The 20,591-nt window shown below is 64.9% G+C and carries 19 protein-coding genes; 11 read left to right on the top strand and 8 right to left on the bottom strand.

Annotated elements, in window-relative coordinates; all coding sequences use genetic code 11:
* Positions 1 to 6 precede the first annotated feature (6 nt).
* From ASD55_RS08155 to ASD55_RS08140, 4 genes are read right to left on the bottom strand one after another with little or no spacing between them, the layout of a single operon-like run.
* The gene (locus ASD55_RS08155) at positions 7 to 360 is read right to left on the bottom strand and encodes a hypothetical protein (RefSeq protein WP_157598914.1); all 354 of its coding nucleotides are present in this window, start codon (positions 358 to 360) and stop codon (positions 7 to 9) included.
* On the bottom strand, positions 353 to 1,792 hold the full coding sequence (locus ASD55_RS08150) for a radical SAM protein (RefSeq protein WP_056718604.1): 1,440 nt from the start codon (positions 1,790 to 1,792) through the stop codon (positions 353 to 355). Before ASD55_RS08150 ends, ASD55_RS08155 begins: the two co-directional genes overlap by 8 nt.
* Positions 1,777 to 2,529 (bottom strand): prolipoprotein diacylglyceryl transferase family protein, encoded by a 753-nt coding sequence (locus ASD55_RS08145; protein WP_056765091.1) that lies wholly within the window; start codon positions 2,527 to 2,529, stop codon positions 1,777 to 1,779. The genes ASD55_RS08150 and ASD55_RS08145 overlap by 16 nt, the downstream gene beginning before the upstream one ends.
* Before the next feature lie 12 nt (positions 2,530 to 2,541).
* Positions 2,542 to 3,237, bottom strand: a complete 696-nt coding sequence (locus tag ASD55_RS08140) for a 2OG-Fe(II) oxygenase (RefSeq protein ID WP_056718602.1) — start codon at positions 3,235 to 3,237, stop codon at positions 2,542 to 2,544.
* Between the two features lie 214 nt (positions 3,238 to 3,451).
* On the opposite strand from ASD55_RS08140, the gene carA reads away from it, so the two are divergent.
* The 3 genes from carA to greA are packed head-to-tail and all read left to right on the top strand — an operon-like array spanning position 3,452 to position 8,281.
* Positions 3,452 to 4,588, top strand: coding sequence for a glutamine-hydrolyzing carbamoyl-phosphate synthase small subunit (carA, locus tag ASD55_RS08135; RefSeq protein ID WP_056718601.1), 1,137 nt, complete (start codon positions 3,452 to 3,454; stop codon positions 4,586 to 4,588).
* Positions 4,581 to 7,808 carry a carbamoyl-phosphate synthase large subunit gene (gene carB, locus ASD55_RS08130; RefSeq protein WP_056765088.1) on the top strand — a complete coding sequence of 1,076 codons (3,228 nt, stop codon included), beginning with the start codon at positions 4,581 to 4,583 and terminating at the stop codon, positions 7,806 to 7,808. Before carA ends, carB begins: the two co-directional genes overlap by 8 nt.
* Positions 7,805 to 8,281, top strand: a complete 477-nt coding sequence (gene greA, locus ASD55_RS08125; protein ID WP_056718599.1) for a transcription elongation factor GreA — start codon at positions 7,805 to 7,807, stop codon at positions 8,279 to 8,281. Before carB ends, greA begins: the two co-directional genes overlap by 4 nt.
* A 106-nt stretch (positions 8,282 to 8,387) precedes the next feature.
* Here greA and ykgO read toward each other — a convergent pair whose 3' ends face one another.
* The 4 genes from ykgO to ASD55_RS08110 all read right to left on the bottom strand — a co-directional run bounded on the left by ykgO (position 8,388) and on the right by ASD55_RS08110 (position 12,210).
* On the bottom strand, positions 8,388 to 8,513 hold the full coding sequence (gene ykgO / locus ASD55_RS18035; RefSeq protein WP_007508267.1) for a type B 50S ribosomal protein L36: 126 nt from the start codon (positions 8,511 to 8,513) through the stop codon (positions 8,388 to 8,390).
* A 61-nt stretch (positions 8,514 to 8,574) separates the two neighbouring features.
* Entirely contained in the window at positions 8,575 to 9,486 is a 912-nt protein-coding gene (locus ASD55_RS08120; protein WP_056765085.1) for a LysR substrate-binding domain-containing protein, read from the bottom strand.
* 360 nt (positions 9,487 to 9,846) lie between these two features.
* A complete protein-coding gene (locus tag ASD55_RS08115; RefSeq protein ID WP_056765082.1) occupies positions 9,847 to 11,865 on the bottom strand; it encodes an NADPH-dependent 2,4-dienoyl-CoA reductase in 2,019 nt (672 codons plus the stop codon).
* An 87-nt stretch (positions 11,866 to 11,952) separates the two neighbouring features.
* Complete coding sequence (locus tag ASD55_RS08110) at positions 11,953 to 12,210, bottom strand: acyl-CoA-binding protein (protein WP_056765080.1); 258 nt, start codon at positions 12,208 to 12,210, stop codon at positions 11,953 to 11,955.
* A gap of 111 nt (positions 12,211 to 12,321) precedes the next feature.
* On the opposite strand from ASD55_RS08110, the gene cmk reads away from it, so the two are divergent.
* The 8 genes from cmk to galU all read left to right on the top strand — a co-directional run bounded on the left by cmk (position 12,322) and on the right by galU (position 20,586).
* Positions 12,322 to 12,999: a (d)CMP kinase gene (gene cmk / locus ASD55_RS08105; RefSeq protein ID WP_082542695.1), complete on the top strand. Its 678-nt coding sequence runs from the start codon at positions 12,322 to 12,324 to the stop codon at positions 12,997 to 12,999.
* A gap of 172 nt (positions 13,000 to 13,171) precedes the next feature.
* Positions 13,172 to 14,845, top strand: a complete 1,674-nt coding sequence (gene rpsA, locus ASD55_RS08100; RefSeq protein ID WP_007805435.1) for a 30S ribosomal protein S1 — start codon at positions 13,172 to 13,174, stop codon at positions 14,843 to 14,845.
* A 71-nt stretch (positions 14,846 to 14,916) separates the two neighbouring features.
* Positions 14,917 to 15,216 carry an integration host factor subunit beta gene (locus tag ASD55_RS08095; RefSeq protein ID WP_056765077.1) on the top strand — a complete coding sequence of 100 codons (300 nt, stop codon included), beginning with the start codon at positions 14,917 to 14,919 and terminating at the stop codon, positions 15,214 to 15,216.
* Between the two features lie 156 nt (positions 15,217 to 15,372).
* On the top strand, positions 15,373 to 15,630 hold the full coding sequence (locus ASD55_RS08090) for a lipopolysaccharide assembly protein LapA domain-containing protein (RefSeq protein WP_056718594.1): 258 nt from the start codon (positions 15,373 to 15,375) through the stop codon (positions 15,628 to 15,630).
* Positions 15,627 to 16,799 carry a lipopolysaccharide assembly protein LapB gene (lapB, locus tag ASD55_RS08085; protein WP_056718593.1) on the top strand — a complete coding sequence of 391 codons (1,173 nt, stop codon included), beginning with the start codon at positions 15,627 to 15,629 and terminating at the stop codon, positions 16,797 to 16,799. The genes ASD55_RS08090 and lapB overlap by 4 nt, the downstream gene beginning before the upstream one ends.
* Before the next feature lie 7 nt (positions 16,800 to 16,806).
* Positions 16,807 to 17,829, top strand: coding sequence for a glycosyltransferase family 4 protein (locus ASD55_RS08080; RefSeq protein ID WP_056718592.1), 1,023 nt, complete (start codon positions 16,807 to 16,809; stop codon positions 17,827 to 17,829).
* A complete protein-coding gene (locus ASD55_RS08075) occupies positions 17,816 to 19,714 on the top strand; it encodes a nucleoside-diphosphate sugar epimerase/dehydratase (RefSeq protein ID WP_056765075.1) in 1,899 nt (632 codons plus the stop codon). The genes ASD55_RS08080 and ASD55_RS08075 overlap by 14 nt, the downstream gene beginning before the upstream one ends.
* Positions 19,711 to 20,586, top strand: coding sequence for a UTP--glucose-1-phosphate uridylyltransferase GalU (gene galU, locus ASD55_RS08070; RefSeq protein WP_056765072.1), 876 nt, complete (start codon positions 19,711 to 19,713; stop codon positions 20,584 to 20,586). Before ASD55_RS08075 ends, galU begins: the two co-directional genes overlap by 4 nt.
* Positions 20,587 to 20,591 lie beyond the last annotated feature (5 nt).

Here is a 20,591-nt window from a genome sequence, read left to right as displayed (position 1 = left end):
GACAGCTCAGTGATAGGCGTTGATCAGGCCGAAGCAGGCGGCGACCAGCAGAAACGCGACGGCGACGATCGACAGCAGGCCTAGCAGCATGCCCTTGCCGGTGCGTGGCTTGCTGCCGTTGAGCAGGACGACCCCCCACACGACGATAGCCAGCGGCGGAAGCAGGAAGCCGCCCAGGATCGCGCCGAGGCTGTCAGTCATCAGTATCAGCGTCATCAACAGCACTTCGCCAACGATCATGACCAGCCACGCCAGGCCGACCCCGGCCGCCAGCGAGCCGCCGGAAGTGTACGGTTCGTGGGGCATGGGTGGGGGCGGTGATGGCGCGGAGGTCGGCGGTTCCAGACGCATCTCACTCATGGGGTGTTTCCTCGATGGCGCGGCCCTGTTCGATCTCGCGGCGCAACTTCGTCAACGTGGCAGCCTTGTCGTCGCGATAGAACAGGTTGAAGGTATCGAACGGAATGATCTTCCCGTCGGGCTGGGCGATGTGCACGCAGGATTTCTTCACCGCGCGCAGGTCGAAGCCGTGGGCGTCGATGAACTGCATGATCAGCACGCGGAACACGTTGCGGTAGCCGAGGTCGGACGGCGCCTGCACCTGCGGCAGGCAGCACAGCAGGTCGGCCAGCGAGCAGGCCTGCGATTCGGGTGAATGGTTGGTGGCGAACAGCTCGAACACGTGGGCGCGCAGTTCCTCGTCACGCTCCACCACGATCGTGTTGCGGCCCTTGCTGACCAGGGTTTCCGGCGAGACGAAGCGGGTCAGCGGCACGACCTGGCCACCCATCTTCAGTGCATAGGCCATCGCCAGGCAGTCCGGGTTGCATGGCACCGGAATCAGGTCGTCGGGCTGGAACAGCGGACTTTGTTCGAGGATGCGCCGGCGCACTTCGCTCAGGGTCAGCCGGTTGTGTTCGGGATCGTAGCCTTCCAGACGGCCGGCGGCCTGGATCGGCTGGAACGTCACGCCGCGCACGCACGGCTGGGTCAGTGCGAAGTCGATGATCTCGCCCAGCTCGCCATCGTTGAGGCCCTTCTTCACGGTGACGACAAGCGTGGTGGAGATGTCGTGCCGGTTCAGGTGCTCCAGCGCCTTCAGTCGCACGTCGCGCAGCTTCGCGCCGCGCAAGTCCTTGTGCACCTCGTCGCGCAGGGAATCGAACTGCAGGTACAGCTCGAAGCCGGGCTGGTACTCGACCAGCCGTGCGGCGAACTCCGGCTCCTTCGCGATGCGCAGGCCGTTGGTGTTGACCATCAGGTGCCGGATCGGACGCGCCCTGGCGGCATCAAGGATCGCGAAGAAATCCGGATGCAGGGTCGGTTCGCCGCCGGATATCTGCACCACGTCGGGCTCGCCCTCGTTGGCCACCACCGCGTCGAGCATGCGTTCCACCGTGGCCAGATCGCGGAAGCCGGGGCGGTGCGGGCCGCTGTCGGCGTAGCAGATCGGGCAGCGCAGGTTGCAGTGGTCGGTGATCTCGACCAGGGTCAGGCAGGAATGCTGCATGTGCTCCGGGCACAGGCCGCAGTCGTACGGACAGCCGTAGTGTTGCGGCATATTGAAGCGCTGCGGCAGCTCCGGCGGCTTGATGTACAGCTCGCGGCACTGGCGGTAGTACGCCGCGTCGTCGGCGATCAGCACACGCTCGCGGCCGTGGTGCGGACACCATTTTTCCAGGTAGACGCGTTCATCCTTGATCAGGATCTTCGCCTCGACCCGGCGCAGGCAGGTCGTGCAGATCGACACCGCGCTGTCGTAGAACAGATATGGCCTTACCTTGGCTCCCATGCACCGCTTCCCCTGGCGAACAACGCCCGCAGGATACGTGGAATGTCGCGGGCGTAGTAAACCAGCCCAGCCACGCACAGCCATTGCAGCCCGGACAGCCCCCCGGGATAGGTGTAGAACACCGGCTTTATGAACTCGACCAGCAGGCGGAACAGCAGGTAGCCGACCATGAACGCGCGGAAGCGGTCGCCCGGCCGGGTCAGAGCCGCACGACGCCAGTGCAGCAGTACGTACTGGGCCAGCAGGAAGGCGATCTCGTAGAGCTGGGTGGGATGGCGTGGCAGGCCATCACCGAAGTCCACGCCCCACGGCAGCGCCGTCGGTACGCCATACGTGCGGTCGCCGAGGCCGGCCAGGAAGCAGCCGACCCGGCCGATGCACATGCCCAGGGTCAGCGGCAGCACGAAGGCGTCACCGGTGGAGTTGTCGACTCCAGCGATGTTCTTGGCCAGCTCCACGCCGACAAGGCCGCCGAGCAGGGCGCCGATGATCGATTTGCCTTCCAGCAGGTGGTGCAAGTCGGGGAAGTCGGCGAACGCGGTCAGCGGGTCGTCCAGCCAGAACGACAGCTTGGCGCCCAGCGCGGCGCCGACGATCGCACCCACCGCCACCCAGACCAGGTGGTCCTCATGCCGGAATGCCGTGGGTGCCAGTCGACGCCGCGTCCACAGGAAGGTGCGAAAGCCGATCGCGTAAGCCAGTGCCTCGAACATCGTGTGCAGCGCGACGGGCGACATGGCAGGGCGAACTCAGTCGCGATGCGACGCGTTGCGATCCCGGCCCGCGCCGAGCTTCCTGTCCAGGCTGCCGAAGATCTTCTTGAAGGTGCGCGAGAACTTGCCACGCCTGGTCTTGCGCAGTTTCTCCTCCTCGCTGGTCAGCCACGCGACCTGGATCACGCGTCGTTCGCCTTCATAGGGCAGGTGCCCGTGGAAGGAGTTGTCGCAGCGCTTGAAGACGGCGAACTCGCCATAGAGCGGCGTCAGCTCCGGAGCGATCACGCTGTCGATGTCATCGATGCGATGCAGGAAGCGCAGGCAGCCCTCGCTGGTGTCGGGCCACTGGGGGTTGAGGTAGATCAGCGCGGTGGCGATCTTGGACCGGCTGTCGGTATGGATGGTGCCGTGGCGCTTGTTGAGCAGCCGGCACAAGGTGACCAGCGTGGGATAACGCCCGAGATCATCGATGCCCAGGCGCCGGCCGATGGCGCTGGCGAAGTCCGGTGCGGTCATGTCCCGGATCAGGGCGTTGACGCTCGGTCCGCAGTCGGCCGGGTCGTAAGGGAAAAAGCCGGCGCTGGCGTACTTGGGGAAATCGCGGTCCAGGTCGCTGCGCACTTCGTCCGGCAACTGGCCGTGCGCCACCATGAACGGGAAGGGATCGTGCTGCACCGTGGTATCCGGGCGATCGAGACGAGCGGGATCGAGCAGGACGGCAGCACTCATGGGACATCGTTCTCCGGCAAAATGTGGCCTAGTGTAGCGCTGGCCGACTGACTGGAAAGCTCCGGGCATGAGCGCAATGCCTGTCCTGCGAGGTGGACAGAAACGGCGTCGCCACTTATCATTTCCACCCGCCCAGATCCTTTCCCTCACAAGCTCCACAAGCCAGCAATCGTGCGGCTTGCGGACTTTGCTGCATCAAAAAGGCGGTTATCGTATGCCTATTCCTGCCCTGCTGGCCCTCGAAGACGGCAGCGTGTTCCATGGTCACGCTGTCGGAGCAACCGGCGAAACCGTTGGCGAAGTGGTTTTCAACACCGCCATGACCGGTTACCAGGAGATCCTCACCGATCCCTCGTACTCCCGCCAGATCGTCACGCTGACCTATCCCCACATCGGCAATACCGGCATCAATGCCGAAGACGTGGAATCCACCGCGGTGCACGCCGCCGGCCTGATCGTGCGCGACGTGCCGCGCCGGGCCAGCAGCTGGCGCAGCACCGAAAGCCTGCCCGATTACCTGAAGCGCCATGGCACGGTCGCCATCGCCGGCATCGACACCCGCCGGCTGACCCGCATTCTGCGCGACAAGGGCGCGCTGGCCGGTTGCATCATGGCGGGCGAGCAGGTCGACGCCGATGCGGCGCTGGCCAGGGCGCGCGCATTCCCCGGCCTGAACGGCATGGATCTGGCCAAGGTGGTCAGCACCGCCAAGGCGTATGTCTGGAATCAGGGCGTGTACGACCTCGATCGTGCTGCGTTCAACCAGCCAGCCGCGCGCTTCAAGGTGGTCGCTTACGACTTTGGCAGCAAGCTCAACATCCTGCGCCTGCTCGCCGAACAAGGCTGCGAGGTCACCGTGGTGCCGGCGCAGACGCCTGCCGCCGAGGTGCTGGCGATGAAGCCCGATGGCGTGTTCCTGTCCAACGGCCCCGGCGATCCGGCGGCCTGCGATTACGCCATCGTGGCAACCCGCGCCTTCCTCGATGCGAAGATCCCGCTGTTCGGCATCTGCCTCGGTCATCAGCTGATGGGCCTGGCGCTGGGCGGCAGGACGGTGAAGATGAAGTTCGGGCACCACGGTGCCAACCACCCGGTCAAGGATCACGACGACGGCCGCGTGCTGATCACCTCGCAGAACCACGGTTTCGCGGTCGATCCGGCCACGCTGCCGGCCAATGTGCGGGTCACCCATACCTCGCTGTTCGACGGTTCGCTGCAGGGTTTCGCGCTGACCGACCGTCCCGCGTTCTGCTTCCAGGGTCATCCCGAGGCGAGTCCCGGGCCGCTCGATGTCGGCTATCTGTTCCAACGTTTCGCCACCCTGATGCAGGAGGCCCGCACGCATGCCTAAGCGCACCGATATCAAGAGCGTCCTCATCATCGGTGCCGGTCCGATCGTGATCGGCCAGGCCTGCGAGTTCGACTATTCCGGCGCGCAGGCATGCAAGGCGCTGAAGGAAGAGGGTTACCGGGTGATCCTGGTGAACTCCAATCCCGCCACGATCATGACCGACCCGGAAACCGCCGACGCGGTCTACATCGAGCCGATCAACTGGCAGACGGTGGAGCGCATCATCGCCAAGGAGTGCCCGGATGCGGTGCTGCCCACGATGGGTGGCCAGACCGGCCTGAACTGCGCGCTCGACCTGGCCGACAACGGCGTGCTGGAGAAGTACAACGTCGAACTGATCGGTGCGAAGCGCGAAGCGATCCGCATGGCCGAGGACCGCGAGCTGTTCCGCGTGGCGATGGCGGAGATCGGGCTGGAATGCCCGAAGGCCGAGATCGCGCGCACGTTCGAACAGGCGCTGGAAACCCAGGCCAAGGTCGGTTTCCCCACCGTGATCCGGCCCAGTTTCACGTTGGGCGGCTCCGGCGGCGGCATCGCCTACAACCGCGAGGAGTTCGAGGAAATCGTCAAGCGCGGCCTGGAGCTTTCGCCGACCAGCGAAGTGCTGGTCGAGGAATCCGTGCTCGGCTGGAAGGAATTCGAGATGGAAGTGGTCCGCGACACCGCGGACAACTGCATCATCGTCTGCTCGATCGAGAACCTGGACCCGATGGGCGTGCACACCGGCGACTCGATCACCGTGGCACCGGCGCAGACGCTCACCGACAAGGAATACCAGCGCCTGCGCGACGCCTCGATCGCCGTGCTGCGCAAGATCGGCGTGGACACCGGCGGTTCCAACGTGCAGTTCGGCATCAATGCCGAGGACGGCCGCGTGGTGGTCATCGAGATGAACCCGCGGGTGTCGCGATCGTCCGCGCTGGCGTCGAAAGCCACCGGCTTTCCGATCGCCAAGGTCGCCGCGAAGCTCGCCGTCGGCTACACCCTGGACGAGTTGAAGAACGACATCACCGGCGGGCTGACCCCGGCCTCGTTCGAGCCGTCGATCGACTACGTCGTCACCAAGATCCCGCGTTTCGCCTTCGAGAAATTCCCGGCCGCCGACGCGCGCCTGACCACCCAGATGAAGTCGGTGGGCGAGGTGATGGCGATCGGCCGCAGCTTCCACGAATCGCTGCAGAAGGCCTTGCGCGGACTGGAGATCGGCAAGACCGGCCTCAACCCGACCGGCCTCGACATCGGCACCGAGGACGGCCTGGCCGTGCTCAAGCGCGAGCTGCGCGAGCCGCGCCCCGACCGCGTATTCCATCTGGCCGACGCGTTCCGCGCCGGCTTGTCGCTGGAGGAAGTGTTCAACCTCAGTCGGGTCGATCCGTGGTTCCTCGCCGCGTTCGAGGACATCGTGCTGACCGAGGCTGAAGTCATTGCGCAGGGCATCACTGCGCTCGATGAGTCGCGTCTGCGCGAGCTCAAGCGGCTGGGCTTTGCCGATGCACGCATCGCCGAACTGCTGAACACCGACGAAGCCGCCGTGCGCCATCTGCGCCACACGCTGGGCGTGCGACCGGTCTACAAGCGGGTGGATTCCTGCGCGGCCGAGTTCGCCACCAGCACCGCGTACATGTATTCGACCTACGAGGAAGAATGCGAAGCCGAGCCGACCAGCCGCGACAAGATCATCGTGCTGGGCGGTGGCCCGAACCGGATCGGGCAGGGCATCGAGTTCGACTACTGCTGCGTGCATGCCTCGCTGGCGCTGCGCGAGGACGGCTATGAAACCATCATGGTCAACTGCAACCCGGAAACCGTCTCGACCGACTACGACACGTCCGACCGGTTGTACTTCGAGCCGCTGACGCTGGAAGACGTGCTGGAAATCGTCCATGTCGAGAAGCCGAAGGGCGTGATCGTGCAGTACGGTGGGCAGACCCCGCTGAAACTGGCGCGGGCGCTGGAAGCCGCTGGCGTGCCGATCATCGGTACCAGCCCGGATTCGATCGACCTGGCCGAGGATCGCGAGCGCTTCCAGCAGATGATCGAGAAGATCGGCCTGAAGCAGCCGCCGAACCGCACCGCCCGCAACGCCGACGAAGCGTTGGCGCTGGCCCGCGAGATCGGCTATCCGCTGGTGGTGCGTCCCAGTTACGTGCTCGGCGGTCGCGCCATGGAAGTGGTGCACGACGACGCCGATCTGTCGCGCTACATCCGCGACGCGGTGAAGGTGTCGAACGATTCGCCGGTGCTGCTGGACCGCTTCCTCGATCATGCGGTGGAAGTCGACGTGGACGTGATCGCGGACGCCGAGGGCACCGTGCTGATCGGCGGCATCATGGAGCACATCGAGGAGGCCGGCGTGCATTCGGGCGACTCGTCCTGCTCGCTGCCGCCATACTCGCTGAGTACCGAGATCCAGGACGAAATGCGCCGCCAGGTCAGCGCGATGGCGAAGGAACTCAAGGTCATCGGCCTGATGAACACCCAGTTCGCGATCCAGGGCGACACGGTCTACATCCTGGAAGTGAACCCGCGTGCCTCGCGCACCGTGCCCTTCGTGTCCAAGGCCACCGGCGTGCCGCTGGCCAAGGTCGCCGCGCGGGTGATGGCGGGTCGTTCGCTGGTGAGCCTCGGCGCCACGCGCGAGGTGATTCCGTCGTACTACTCGGTGAAGGAGGCGATCTTCCCGTTCCTGAAATTCCAGAACGTGGATCCGATCCTGGGTCCGGAGATGCGCTCCACCGGCGAAGTCATGGGCGTGGGGCGCAGCTTCGGTGCCGCGTTCGCCCGTGGCCATGAGGCGGCGGGGATCCGGACGCTTACCGTGGGCAAGGCGTTTCTGTCGGTGCGCGACAGCGACAAGGATCGCCTGCTGACCGTGGCGAAGGAAATCATCGGGCGCGGTTTCACCCTGGTGGCGACGTCGGGTACGGCCAGCTACCTGGCCGAGCATGGCGTGGCCTGCGAACGGGTCAACAAGGTGCTCGAAGGGCGGCCGCACATCGTCGACCTGATCAAGAACGGCGAGATCGCGTACATCGTCAACACCACCGAGGGCAAGCAAGCGATCGCCGACTCGTTCTCGATCCGGCGCGAGGCCCTGCAGCATCGCGTCACCTATTCCACGACCGTGGCAGGCGCCCGTGCGCTGGTCCATTCGCTTGATTTCCACAGCGATGGCGAGGTGCACAGCCTGCAGGAACTGCACAAGGAGCTCGGCGCATGAGTCGTCCCCCCATCACCAAGAGCGGTTCGGAACGTCTGCGTGGCGAACTTGACCGGCTGAAGTCGGTCGATCGTCCGCGCATCATCGCGGCGATTGCCGAGGCCCGCGCGCATGGCGATCTGAAGGAAAACGCCGAGTATCACGCGGCGCGCGAGCTGCAGAGCTTCACCGAGGGGCGCATTGCCCAGCTGGAAGCCCTGTTGTCGAACGCCGAAGTGATCGACGTGGCGAAGTTGAACCCCGGCAAGCGGGTCGTCTTCGGCGCGATCGTGGATCTCGAGGACGAAGACAGCGGCGTGGCGGTGACCTATCAGATCGTGGGTGACCTGGAAGCCGACATCAAGCAGAGCCTGATTGCCGTGTCATCGCCGATCGCGCGGGCATTGATCGGCAAGCATGAAGGTGACAGCTTCGAATTCACCGCGCCGAACGGCGTCAAGCATTACGAAATCACCGGCGTGCGTTACGAATAGCCGGCGGGTGGCCTCGGTGGACACGATCTGCCGAAGCCGCCACGCGGTTTGCAGACACAAAAAAGGCCGCTTGCGCGGCCTTCTTCGTGTCGCCTTGCGCGATGACTCAGCGCTGACGAGCCTTGAAACGGGGGTTGCTCTTGCAGATCACGAACACCTTGCCGCGACGGCGAACAACCTTGCAGTCGCGATGCCGCGCCTTGGCGGACTTCAAAGAGTTAAGCACCTTCACGGCCAGCTCCTGACACAAAAGAATAAAGTAAGCTGGCAATTGTAACCAGTTGAAAGCCTTGTCACAAGCCCGGGGCAATGACCATTTCCGTGACCGTGGCCAGGAACTGCTGCAGCACGGGCGAAGTGTCGTCGACGCGCGAAGCCAGGGCCAGCAACAGGTAGGCATCGGCGTCTTCCAGCGGCACATAACTGACGCCCGCCAGCCGCACGGCCCGCATGCTGGCCGGGACCAGGGCCAGCCCCAAGCCGCCGGCTACCAACGCCAGCAAGCCGTTGACCTGCTGGGCGTGCTGGATGATCGTGGGCTGGAACCCTGCCCGGGTGGCCAGTTTCACCAGCCGATCGTAGAGCGTGGCGACCAGTTGGCGCGGCTGCGAGACGAACGCATCGCCGGCGACTTCGGCCAGATGCAGGCTGCTGCGCCCGGCCAGCGGATGGCCGGTGGGGAGCGCCAGCAGGAGCGGTTCACGGTCGATCACGTTCAGCCGCAGGCTGCGCGCCGTCTGGGGGTTGGTCGGTTCATCCCGCACGAAGCCGACGTCGATCTGGCCGGCGAGCAGGGCGGCAAATTGCGGTTCGGTATACATCTCGCTCAACTGCAGCGCGACCTTGGGGGCGAGCTGGCCGTAACGGAGCAGGGTCTGGGGCAGGGCGGGATGGAACGAGACAGACACGCTATAGGCCAGTCGCAACTGGCCGCTGTAGCCGGCCGCAGCGGCGGTGACCTGGCTGCGTGCCTCATCGGCCTTGGCGAGAATCTGTCGAGCCTGTTCGAGGAACACGCGGCCCGGTTCGGTCAGGGCCACATGGCGCTTGTTGCGCTCGAGCAGCCGCACGTCGAGGTCCTCCTCGAGGGCGCGGATCTGCTGGGATAGCGGCGGTTGGGACAGGTGCAGGCGCAATGCCGCCCGGGTGAAGCTCAGCTCCTCGGCGACGGCGACGAAATAGCGCAACTGGCGAAGATCGAACATATAGCGATATCGAATTAATGATGCGCTAAATATATATTAGATACTTTATTGAGGCGATCATAAAATGACGACGTCCCGCCACCTCCCCTCCCCCCGGTGGCGGTGACCCTCGCCCCGCAGCGACGCTAAATACGACGTCTGGTTCAACTCCCCCCCTGAACCCACGTTGATGCGTCTCCCCTGCGGGGCGCTTTCTTTTTCCGGCTTGCACGACACCGCTGTCATCCGACAGCGGTGTCGTCGCCATGGGCGGTCGCATGACTCCGGGCCCCGAGCGCCCGGAATTCTCATAGCACGCTGGCGGTGACCGGCCTGGCAGGATTCCGCGCTCCGAAAACCCCGCAGTGCGGATGGGCAAGACTAGATCCTGCTGGCGAGTCGAGTGCCCTGGTCGATGGCCCGTTTCGCATCGAGTTCCGCCGCCACGTCGGCGCCGCCGATCACGTGTACCGTGATGCCGGCAGCGATGAGTTCATCGGCAAGTCGACGGTTGGGCTCCTGGCCGGCGCATATCACCACGTTGTCGACGGGCAGGATCTGCGCCTTGCCATCGACCGTGACGTGCAGGCCCTGGTCGTCGAAACGTTCATAACCGACCTTGCCGAGCATGCTGACCTGCTTTGCCTTCAGCGTTGCACGATGCACCCAGCCGGTGGTCTTGTTGAGTCGCGCGCCAGGGCGGCCCTCGCTGCGCTGGAGCAGCCACACTTGCCGCGCTGGCGGCTCCGGCTGCGGCGCCTGCAGGCCGCTGCGCTGTTTGAGTTCCATGTCCACGCCCCATTCCCGGGTCCAGCGAGCCACGTCCGTGGTGGGCGAGGGCAGGTGTTCGACCAGGAATTCGGCCACGTCGAAACCGATGCCGCCGGCACCGATGATAGCCACCCGCGCACCGACCGGCTGGTGCCGGGCCAGCACGTCGAGATAACCCAGCACGCGCGGATCATCACTGCCGGGAAAGCTCACCTGGCGCGGCGTGATGCCGGTGGCGATGACCACCTCGTCATAGCCGCCTTCGCGCAACCTCGTGGCATCCGCCGACTGGCCGAGTCGTACCTCGACCCCGACGTCCTGCAGCCGGTGGCGGAAGTAGCGCAAGGTCTCGTGGAACTCTTCCTTGCCCGGAATCTGCTTGGCGACGTTGAACTGGCCACCGATTTCCCCGGCCTGGTCGATCAGGGTCACCGCCAGCCCCCGTTCGCCCAGGGTGCTGGCGCAGGCCATCCCGGCGGGACCGGCACCGATCACGGCGATGCGCTTGCGGATGCTCGCCGGCTCGATCTTCAGTTCGGTCTCGTGGCAGGCGCGCGGGTTGACCAGGCAACTGGCGCGCCGGTTCTGGAACACGTGGTCGAGGCAGGCCTGGTTGCAGGCGATGCAGGTGTTGATGCGTTCGCTGCGCCCGGCCCTGGCCTTGTTCGCCCAGGCCGGATCGGCCAGCAGCGGCCGCGCCATCGAGACCATGTCGGCTTCGCCGTCGGCCAGGATGCGTTCGGCCACGTCGGGCATGTTGATCCGGTTGGTGGCGACCAGCGGGATCGCTACCTCACCCTTCAGCTTTTGCGTGACCCAGGCAAAGCCGGCGCGTGGCACGCTGGTGACGATGGTGGGAATACGTGCCTCGTGCCAGCCGATGCCGGTGTTGATGATGCTGGCGCCGGCCGCCTCGATGCCCCTGGCCAGCGTGGCGATTTCATCCCAGTCCTGGCCGCCCTCGACCAGGTCGAGCATCGACAGCCGATAGATGATGATGAAATCCCGGCCCACCGCTTCGCGCGTGCGGCGCACGATCTCGATCGGAAAGCGCATGCGCCGGTCGGCGTCGCCACCCCAGCGATCGTTGCGCCGGTTGGTGCGTGCGGCGATGAACTCGTTGATCAGATAGCCTTCGGAGCCCATCACCTCGACACCGTCGTAGCCGGCGTCGCGGGCGAGTTTCGCGCAATGCACGAAATCGTCGATGGTGCGTTCCACGCCGCGGGCGGACAGTGCGCGCGGCGTGAACGGGGTGATCGGCGACTTGATCCTCGATGGCGCCACCGACAACGGGTGATAGCCGTAGCGCCCCGCGTGCAGGATCTGCATGCAGATGTGCCCGCCCTCGGCGTGGACGGCGTCCGTGAGCTTGCGATGGCGGGGCTTGTGCCAGGGCATCGTCAGGCGGCCGCCGAACGGTTTCAGCCAGCCTTCGATGCTGGGCGAAATGCCGCCGGTGACCATCAGCCCCACGCCGCCGCGGGCGCGCTCGGCGAAATACGCGGCCAGCTTGTCGTAATCGCTGGCCTTGTCCTCCAGCCCGGTGTGCATCGAGCCCATCAGGATGCGGTTGGGCAGGGTGACGTGGCCCAGATCGAGCGGGGCAAACAGGTTGGGGTAGTTCATGCGATCCACGGCCGACTCAAACGATCGTATGAATGTGCCGGTGTTCGCTATCCGAAAGCAAGCACCGTCTGCGGACGGAGCCGGTACTCAGGCCAGCAGTTGTTGTACCAGTGCGATGTAGCGGCGCATGGCCTCGTCTTCCGGAACACCGCTCAATTGCGCCCAGGCCTCGTGTTTGGCTGTGCCGACAAAGTCGAAGAAACCGGGCTGGGTGCGCTTCAAATCGCCCTCCGAGCCCTGCTTGTACAGGGCATACAGCTTCAGCAAGGTATCGTTGTCGGGGCGCATTCCCAGTCGCTGGATGTCTGCGGCAGCCTGTTCGAACTCGCGGCGAAGATCGGTCATAAGGCAGTTCGACAACGCAGACAGGCAAGGTGGGATCGGCTAGATAGCACGCGTCCGGGAGCGGGTCAACGCGTTAAACTGCGCGCTTTGCCGTTCAGCCAGGATCCCGCCATGAGCCATGCCCCAGCCCCCGTACTCACCATCGACGGACCGTCGGGATCGGGCAAGGGCACCATCAGCGCGCTGGTGGCCGAGCGGCTGGGCTGGCGCCTGCTGGACTCGGGGGCGCTGTATCGCGCCGTGGGTTACGCCGCGGGGATGGCCGGGCTCGACCTTTCGGACGTGGAGGCGGTGACCCGTTGCGCGCAGGGGACGAAGATCCAGTTCCGGGCTGCGGCCGATGGCGGCGAGACCCGGGTGATCGTCAACGGCCACGATGCCACCGACGAATTGCGCACCGAAACCGCCGGTGCGGCTGCTTCGGCGATCGCCTCGATGCCGTCGGTGCGTGAAGCGCTGGTGGCGCTGCAACTGGGCTTCCGCAAGCTGCCGGGCTTGGTGGCGGACGGGCGCGACATGGGCACGGTGATCTTCCCCGATGCCCAGTACAAGGTTTTCCTTACCGCGAGCGCCGTGGAACGGGCGAAAAGGCGCTATAAGCAGTTGAAGGAAAAGGGACTCAGCGTTACACTTGCTGGCCTTCAGCGCGAAATTGAGGCGCGTGACAGTCGCGATGCTTCGCGTGCCGTGGCGCCGCTCAAGCCTGCCGCTGATGCCTTGCTGGTGGATACCACCGGCATGGGCATCGACGAGGTCGTTGCGAAAGTATTTGCCGTCGTGCAGCCCTGAACGGGTTGCGCGGCGGCTTTTGTGCCCCTGCCAAGGCAGGGGGTTTTGGCCAACGGTGATGACGGTCGGTTCCCCGGGAACCCCTCATGCACCCTCAACCGGTGGATCGGAAGTTCGCGCACCAACCATTCCAGCGCAATGAACCACGATCCTTTCCCACTATGGAATCAACATGACTGAAAGTTTTGCCGAACTGTTTGAACAGAGCCAGCAGGCCATCTCCAAGCTGAAGCCCGGCGCCATCGTCACCGGCATCGTTGTGGAAATCCGCAACGACGTCGTCGTGATCAACGCTGGCCTGAAGAGCGAAGGCATCGTCCCCATCGAGCAGTTCAAGAGCGAAGAGGGCGTGCTGGAGGTGCAGGTAGGCGACGAGGTGAAGGTAGCCCTCGAAGCTTTGGAAGACGGTTTCGGCGAGACCAAGCTGTCGCGCGAGAAAGCCAAGCGCTCGATGGTGTGGGACGACCTGGAGCAGGCGTTCGACAAGGAAGAGACCATCAAGGGCATGATCTCGGGCAAGGTCAAGGGCGGTTTCACCGTCGACATCAAGGACGTTCGCGCGTTCCTGCCCGGTTCGCTGGTCGACGTGCGCCCGGTGCGCGAGCCGACCTACCTCGAGGGCAAGGAACTCGAGTTCAAGATCATCAAGCTCGACCGCAAGCGCAACAACGTGGTGGTCAGCCGCCGCGCCGTGGTCGAGACCGAGTTCTCCGCCGAACGCGAACAGCTGCTTGAGCGCCTGACCGAGGGTGCCGTCGTCAAGGGTGTGGTGAAGAACCTCACCGACTACGGCGCGTTCGTGGACCTGGGCGGCATCGACGGCCTGCTGCACATCACCGACATGGCGTGGAAGCGCGTGCGTCATCCGTCCGAAGTGGTCAACGTCGGCGATGAGCTGGACGTGCGCGTGCTGAAGTACGACAAGGAGCGCAACCGCGTTTCGCTGGGCCTGAAGCAGCTGGGCGACGACCCGTGGGTCGCCATTGCCCGCCGCTACCCGGTCGGCAGCCGCCTGTTCGGCAAGGTCTCCAACGTCACCGATTACGGCTGCTTCGTCGAGATCGAGCCGGGCGTGGAAGGCCTGGTGCACGTGTCCGAGATGGACTGGACCAACAAGAACGTCAACCCGGCCAAGGTCGTGCAGGTCGGTGACGAAACCGAAGTCACCGTGCTGGACGTGGACGAGGAGCGTCGCCGCATCTCGCTGGGCATCAAGCAGACCCGCTCGAACCCGTGGGAAGCCTTCGCAGCGATGCACAAGAAGGGCGACAAGGTGTCCGGCCAGATCAAGTCGATCACCGACTTCGGCGTGTTCATCGGCCTGGACGGCGGCATCGACGGTCTGGTGCACCTGTCCGACATCTCCTGGCAGATGTCCGGCGAAGATCTGGTTCGCAACTTCAAGAAGGGCGACGAGATCGAGGCCGTGGTGTTGGCAGTCGACCCGGAGCGTGAGCGCATCTCGCTCGGCATCAAGCAGATGGAGCAGGATCCGTTCGGCCAGTTCATGGCGGCGAATCCGCGCGGCACCATCGTCAACGGCACCGTCAAGGAAGTCGATGCGAAGGGTGCGGTGATCGATCTGGGCGAGGGCGTCGAGGGTTACCTGCGCGCCAACGACATCGCCAAGGAGCGCATCGACGATGCCACGCTGCATCTGAAGGTGGGTGACAAGGTCGAGGCCAAGTTCACCGGCATGGATCGCAAGGGTCGCCAGCTGGCGCTCTCGATTCGCGCCAAGGACGAGGAAGACGCACCGGATACGTCGGTCGACTATTCGTCTGCCGCCAGCGGCACGACCAAGCTTGGTGCGCTGCTCAAGGAGCAGTTCAACAAGGCTGACTGATCGCGTTGCACACGTCTGACACGGGGCGGCTTCTGCCGCCCCGTTGTTTCACGTCACGGACATTGGGGCCCATGACTAAATCCGAATTGATCGAGGCGCTGGCCAGGCGTCAGACCCACCTTGCGTTTGCCGATGTCGAGATGGCCGTCAAGAGCGTCATCGAACAGATGAGCCATGCCCTGGCTCATGGCGAGCGTATCGAGGTGCGTGGCTTCGGCAGCTTCGCGCTGCATTACCGACCACCACGCATGGGGCGCAACCCCAAGACCGGCGAAGCCGTGGCACTGCCCGGCAAGCACGTTCCGCACTTCAAGCCCGGCAAGGAGCTGCGTGAACGGGTCAACCAGGATCTCGAGACAGGCACCGCCTGATCGGCAGGTCATGCAACAGACATGGAAAGAAGGCAGGCGACGCGAGTCGGCCTGCTTTTTGCCTTTTTCGCGGGCAGGCGCACGCGCATGAATCATCGCCGCACGGAATCCCGGCGGCGCCTGTGCCAGTCAGCATCAATCGGGTAAAGTCGCCCCATGCGACTGCTCGCCATCATTCTCCTGCTGTTCTTCATCGCCGCCGGCATCGTCTTCGGTGCGCTCAACGCCGACCTCGTCGGTTATGACCTGGGCTTTGCCCAGCTCCGGCTGCCCAAGGGTGCAGCCCTGCTTGGTGCGGTCGTGATCGGATGGCTGCTCGGTGGACTGACCGCCTGGCTGGGCGTGAGCATGCGGCAGGGGCGCCAGCAGCGTCGGCAGTTGCGCGCGGACAAGAAGTCGCCGGTCAAGCCATGAATGTCGTGCTCGTGCTGGTTTCCCTGGTGCCGATCGCTTTCGTGCTGGGCTGGTGGACTTCGCGCCAGTTTGGCGCACGCCGCTCCGGCGCCGAAGTCAGCGCGCTGTCGTCGGACTACTTCCGTGGCCTGAACTACCTGCTCAACGAGGAGCAGGACAAGGCGATCGAGGTGTTCCTCAAGCTGGCCGAATACAACCGCGATACGGTCGAGACGCATCTGGCCCTGGGCAACCTGTTCCGCCGTCGTGGCGAGGTCGATCGGGCGATCCGCCTGCACCAGCACCTGGTTTCGCGCCCCGGGCTCACCGATGCGATGAAGACGGTGGCGCTGCTGGAACTGGGTGAAGACTACATGCGGGCGGGCCTGCTCGATCGCGCCGAGGCGCTGTTCTGCGACCTGGTGGCGATGAACGCGCACGCGCCCTCCGCACTGCGGCACCTGATTGCCATCTACCAGCACGAGCGCGACTGGCACAAGGCGATCGAACATGCGCGCCGCCTCGAGGTGATGACCGGCGAGGACGAGGCGCCGATGATCGCCCAGTTCTATTGCGAGCTGGCCGATCGCTCGCGCCAGCACGGGGCGAGAGCCGAAGCACGCGACTACCTCAGGCAGGCCTTCGAATGCCAGCCGGGTTGTGTGCGGGCATTCATGCTGACCGGCAGGTTGCTGTCCGAGGATGGCCAGCACGCCGACGCCGTGACGGCGTATGAGTCGGCGATCCAGACCGACATCGCCTTCACTCCGGAAATCCTGCCGCCGCTGCTCAACAGTTACGCCAGGTCGCAGCAGATGGAACGTGCGGAAAGTTTCTTGCGCGAGATGATCGGTCGCTACCACGGTGTTTCGCCGGTGCTGGCGCTGGCCCATCTCTACAAGGAGCGCGACGGCGAGCGCGCGGCGATCGATTTCCTCACCACCCAACTGCGCCAGCGGCCCTCGGTGCGTGGCCTGATGGCGCTGATCGACGCCACCATGGACAAGATCGAGGGAGAGGCACGCGAGAACTTCCTGATCCTGCGCGACCTTACCCGCAAGCTGCTTGAAGGGCAGGCGATGTACCGCTGCAGTCGATGCGGTTTCGGCGCCAAGGCCCATCACTGGCAGTGTCCCAGCTGCAAGAGCTGGAGCACGATCAGGCCCATCCATGGTGTAGCCAGCGAGTGAACAGCGGATGTCCGTGACCATCGGATGGTTGTCGTGCAGTTTTCTGATCACCGTGCTCGTGGTGCGGGCTTCGATCAGCTATGCCCGCCGACGCGGCATGCTGGACCTGCCCGGGCAGCGTCGATCTCATAGCGTGGCCACGCCGCGCGGCGGTGGTATCGGCGTGGTCGTGGCCATGCTCGTGTGTCTTCCGGGCGTGTTGTGCGCGCCGCCGGCGAGTTGGCCGCTCAGCGTGACGGCGGGGTTGCTCGCCGGATTCCTGCTCGTCGCCGTGGCCGGATGGTGGGACGACCATCGTTCGCTGCCGGTATTGCCACGGCTGTTCGCCCAGTTGCTTGGCACGGGCCTGTTTTCGGCAGGCTTGCTGGTCACCGGTACGCCGGTGTGGTGGTTGCCCCTGCTGCTGGTTGGCGGCGTCTGGAGCGTCAACCTGCACAATTTCATGGACGGCATCGATGGTTTGCTGGCGCAACAGGCGATCTTCGTCGGCGCGGGACTGACCCTGTTGGCATGGCAGGCAGCGCAGCCTGCCCTGGCGATGGCGACGGCGGTGATGGCGGCGTCACTGGCGGGATTCTGGTGGTTCAATCGCCCGCCCGCGAAGATCTTCATGGGCGACGTGGGCAGCGGCAGCATCGGCCTGCTGATCTTCGCCTTTACCACCATGCTGTGGCGGGTCGAGCCGGCGCTGCTCTGGCCCGCGCTGATCCTGTCCTCGGCGTTCGCGGTGGACGCCAGCCTGACCCTGTTGACGCGCATGTGGCGGGGACGGCGCTGGTACACTGCCCACCGCGAACATCTCTACCAGTGGACGGTACGTCGCGGCGCCACCCACGCCTTGGCCGATCTCGCCTACCTGGGCTGGAACCTGCTTGTCGCCGCACCCATGGCCTGGTTGGCCTGGAGTCATCTGCGCCTGGCGCTGCCGATTACCATGGCGGTTTATGCAGTGGCGTCGGCCGTGTGGCTGGCGCTGAAACGTCGTTGTCTGCGGCGCAACTTGAACAGGACACCTCATGTCGCTGCGTAAGCTTGTCGGCTTCATCCATCCCCGCATCGCCGTCGTTCTGCACGACTTGATGATGGCCGCGCTTGCCTGGTGGATTGCCAAGCTGTTCCGCTATGCCTTGAAGCCCGATGAAGTGGTGAGCTTCCAGTTGCTGGAATTTCCCATCGTGCTGCTGGTGCAGGGCCTGATTTTCCGCTGGACCGGGCTCTACAGGAGCGTATGGCGCTTCGCCAGCCTGCCTGATCTCTGGAACATCGTGCGCGCGGTGCTGGCGGGCACGATCTCCATCGGCGTGACGCTGTTCCTCTACGAGCGGCTGGAGGGTGTGCCGCGCTCCGTGCTGGTGCTCTATCCGCTGCTGTTGTCGATACTGCTTGGCGTACCCCGACTGGCTTATCGCTACTGGAAGGACAGCCGCAACGACCTGCTGCAGAACCAGAGCGTCAAGCGGGTGTTGATCGTGGGGGCGGATCGCGCCGGCGAGGTCCTTTCGCGCGACCTCCATCGCGACAGGCGCTACGCGGTGGTCGGTTTTGTCGACGACAAGTCCAGCCTGCGTGGCGCCAGCATCAACGGACATCCGATCCTGGGGCGACTGGAGCAGTTGCCCGAGGTGGCGCGCGAGGCGGCGGTCGACATGCTGCTGATCGCGCTGCCGGGTGCTTCCACGATCGAGATGCGCCGGGTGGTCGCGTTGTGCGATGCCACCGACCTGCCATATCGCACGGTGCCCCGGCTGGAGGACGTGGTCGCCGGTCGGGCCCAGTTCAACCAGATCAAGGAAGTGGCGATCGAGGACCTGCTTGGCCGCGACGCGGTCGAACTGGACTGGACGGCCATTCGCGAGACGCTCAGCGGCCGTCGCGTGCTGATCACCGGTGGCGGTGGCTCGATCGGTTCGGAACTGTGCCGACAGGTGGCGCGGCTGGGGGCGCAGTCGCTGACCGTGGTGGAGCAGAGCGAGTACAACCTGTACCGGATTGGCCAGGAGCTGCGCGCCGAGTTCCCCGAGTTGATCTTCGACGGCATCCTGGCCCGCTGTGGCGACCGGGTGGCCATGCGCAAGGCGTTTGCCGACCTGCAGCCCCAGGTGGTGTTCCACGCGGCAGCGTACAAGCACGTGCCGATGTTGCAGGGGCAACTCCGTGCAGGCTTCAACAACAATGTGCTGGGAACCTGCGTGGTGGCCGATGCCGCATGCGAGACGGGCGTCGAGTGCTTCGTGCTGATCTCCACCGACAAGGCGGTCAATCCGACCAGCGTCATGGGCGCATGCAAGCGCGTGGCCGAAATCTATTGCCAGAACCTCAATGCGCAGACCGACACCCGTTTCATGACGGTGCGCTTCGGCAACGTGCTGGACTCGGCCGGATCGGTGGTGCCGCTGTTCCGGCGGCAGATCCGGGCAGGTGGCCCGGTTACCGTGACCCACCCCGAGGTATCGCGCTATTTCATGACGATTCCCGAGGCCTGCCAGTTGATCCTGCAGACCGCGAGCATCGGCACGGGCGGCGAGATCTATGCGCTGGACATGGGCGAGCCGGTGAAGATCCGCGACCTCGCCGAGCAGATGATCCGGCTGGCCGGCAAGAAGCCCGGCAGCGAGATCCCGATCGTGTACACGGGGTTGCGCTCGGGCGAGAAGCTGTTCGAGGAATTGTTCCACCCGCTGGAAAACTACTGCGCCACCACCCACGCCAAGATCTTCCTGGCCCAGCACCGTGAAGTGTCGTGGGAGCTGCTGCAATCCCTGCTGAAGAAGGCCGCCGAAGCGGTGAATGCCTTCGATGAGGAAGAACTTCGACGCTGCGTGTCCAGCCTGCTGCCGTCGTTCCGCTGGAGCGAGTCGGCGCAGCCGGACAACGTGGTGTCCATCCGTCGTGCCAATCCGGAGATCAATGAGTGAGCAAGCCCCTGCGCAAAGTGGTGTTCCCCGTCGCCGGCCTCGGCACGCGCTTTCTACCGGCGACCAAGGTCGTCGCCAAGGAAATGCTGCCGGTCCTGGACAAGCCCCTGATCCAGTACGCCGTCGACGAGGCCGTGGATGCCGGTGCGGACACGCTGATCTTCGTCACCAATCGCTACAAGCACGCGATCGCTGACTACTTCGACAAGGCCTACGAGCTGGAGTCGAAGTTGCAGGAGAAGGGCAAGGCCGAGTTGCTGGCACTGGTGCAGGGCACCCTGCCGCGCAACGTCCGGGCGATCTTCGTGACGCAGCCCGAAGCGCTGGGCCTGGGCCATGCCGTGCTGTGCGCCAAACCCGTTGTCGGTGACGAGCCGTTCGGCGTGGTGTTGCCCGATGACCTGATCTGGAACGGCTCCGGCAAGGGCGCGCTGCGGCAGATGGCCGAACTGGCCGACGCGCAGCAGGCCGGCGTGATCGCGGTCGAGGAAGTGCCGCACGACGAGACGGACAAGTACGGCATCGTCGACGCGACCCCGATCGATGAACGCAGCGCGCTGATCCGCAGCATGGTCGAGAAGCCCAAGCCGGCCGATGCTCCGTCGAACCTGGCCGTGGTCGGTCGCTACGTGCTGCCTGGACGGATCTTCCAGTTGCTGGAGCAGACCACGCCGGGGGCGGGTGGCGAGATCCAGCTAACCGACGCGATCGATGCCTTGCTCAGGGAGCAGGGCAAGGTGCTGGCGCATCGTTTCGAAGGCATCCGCTTCGACTGCGGCAACAAGGCCGGGCTGGTCCGCGCCACCATGCACATGGCGATGCAGGATCCAAAGCTCGCACCGACGGTACGCGCGTTCCTCGAACAGCTTTGAGCGGT

Origin of the sequence: Rhodanobacter sp. Root561, assembly GCF_001427365.1 — a bacterium.
In the GTDB taxonomy this organism is placed as follows: Bacteria; Pseudomonadota; Gammaproteobacteria; order Xanthomonadales; family Rhodanobacteraceae; genus Rhodanobacter.
This window is presented reverse-complemented; position numbering and strand designations above follow the sequence as displayed.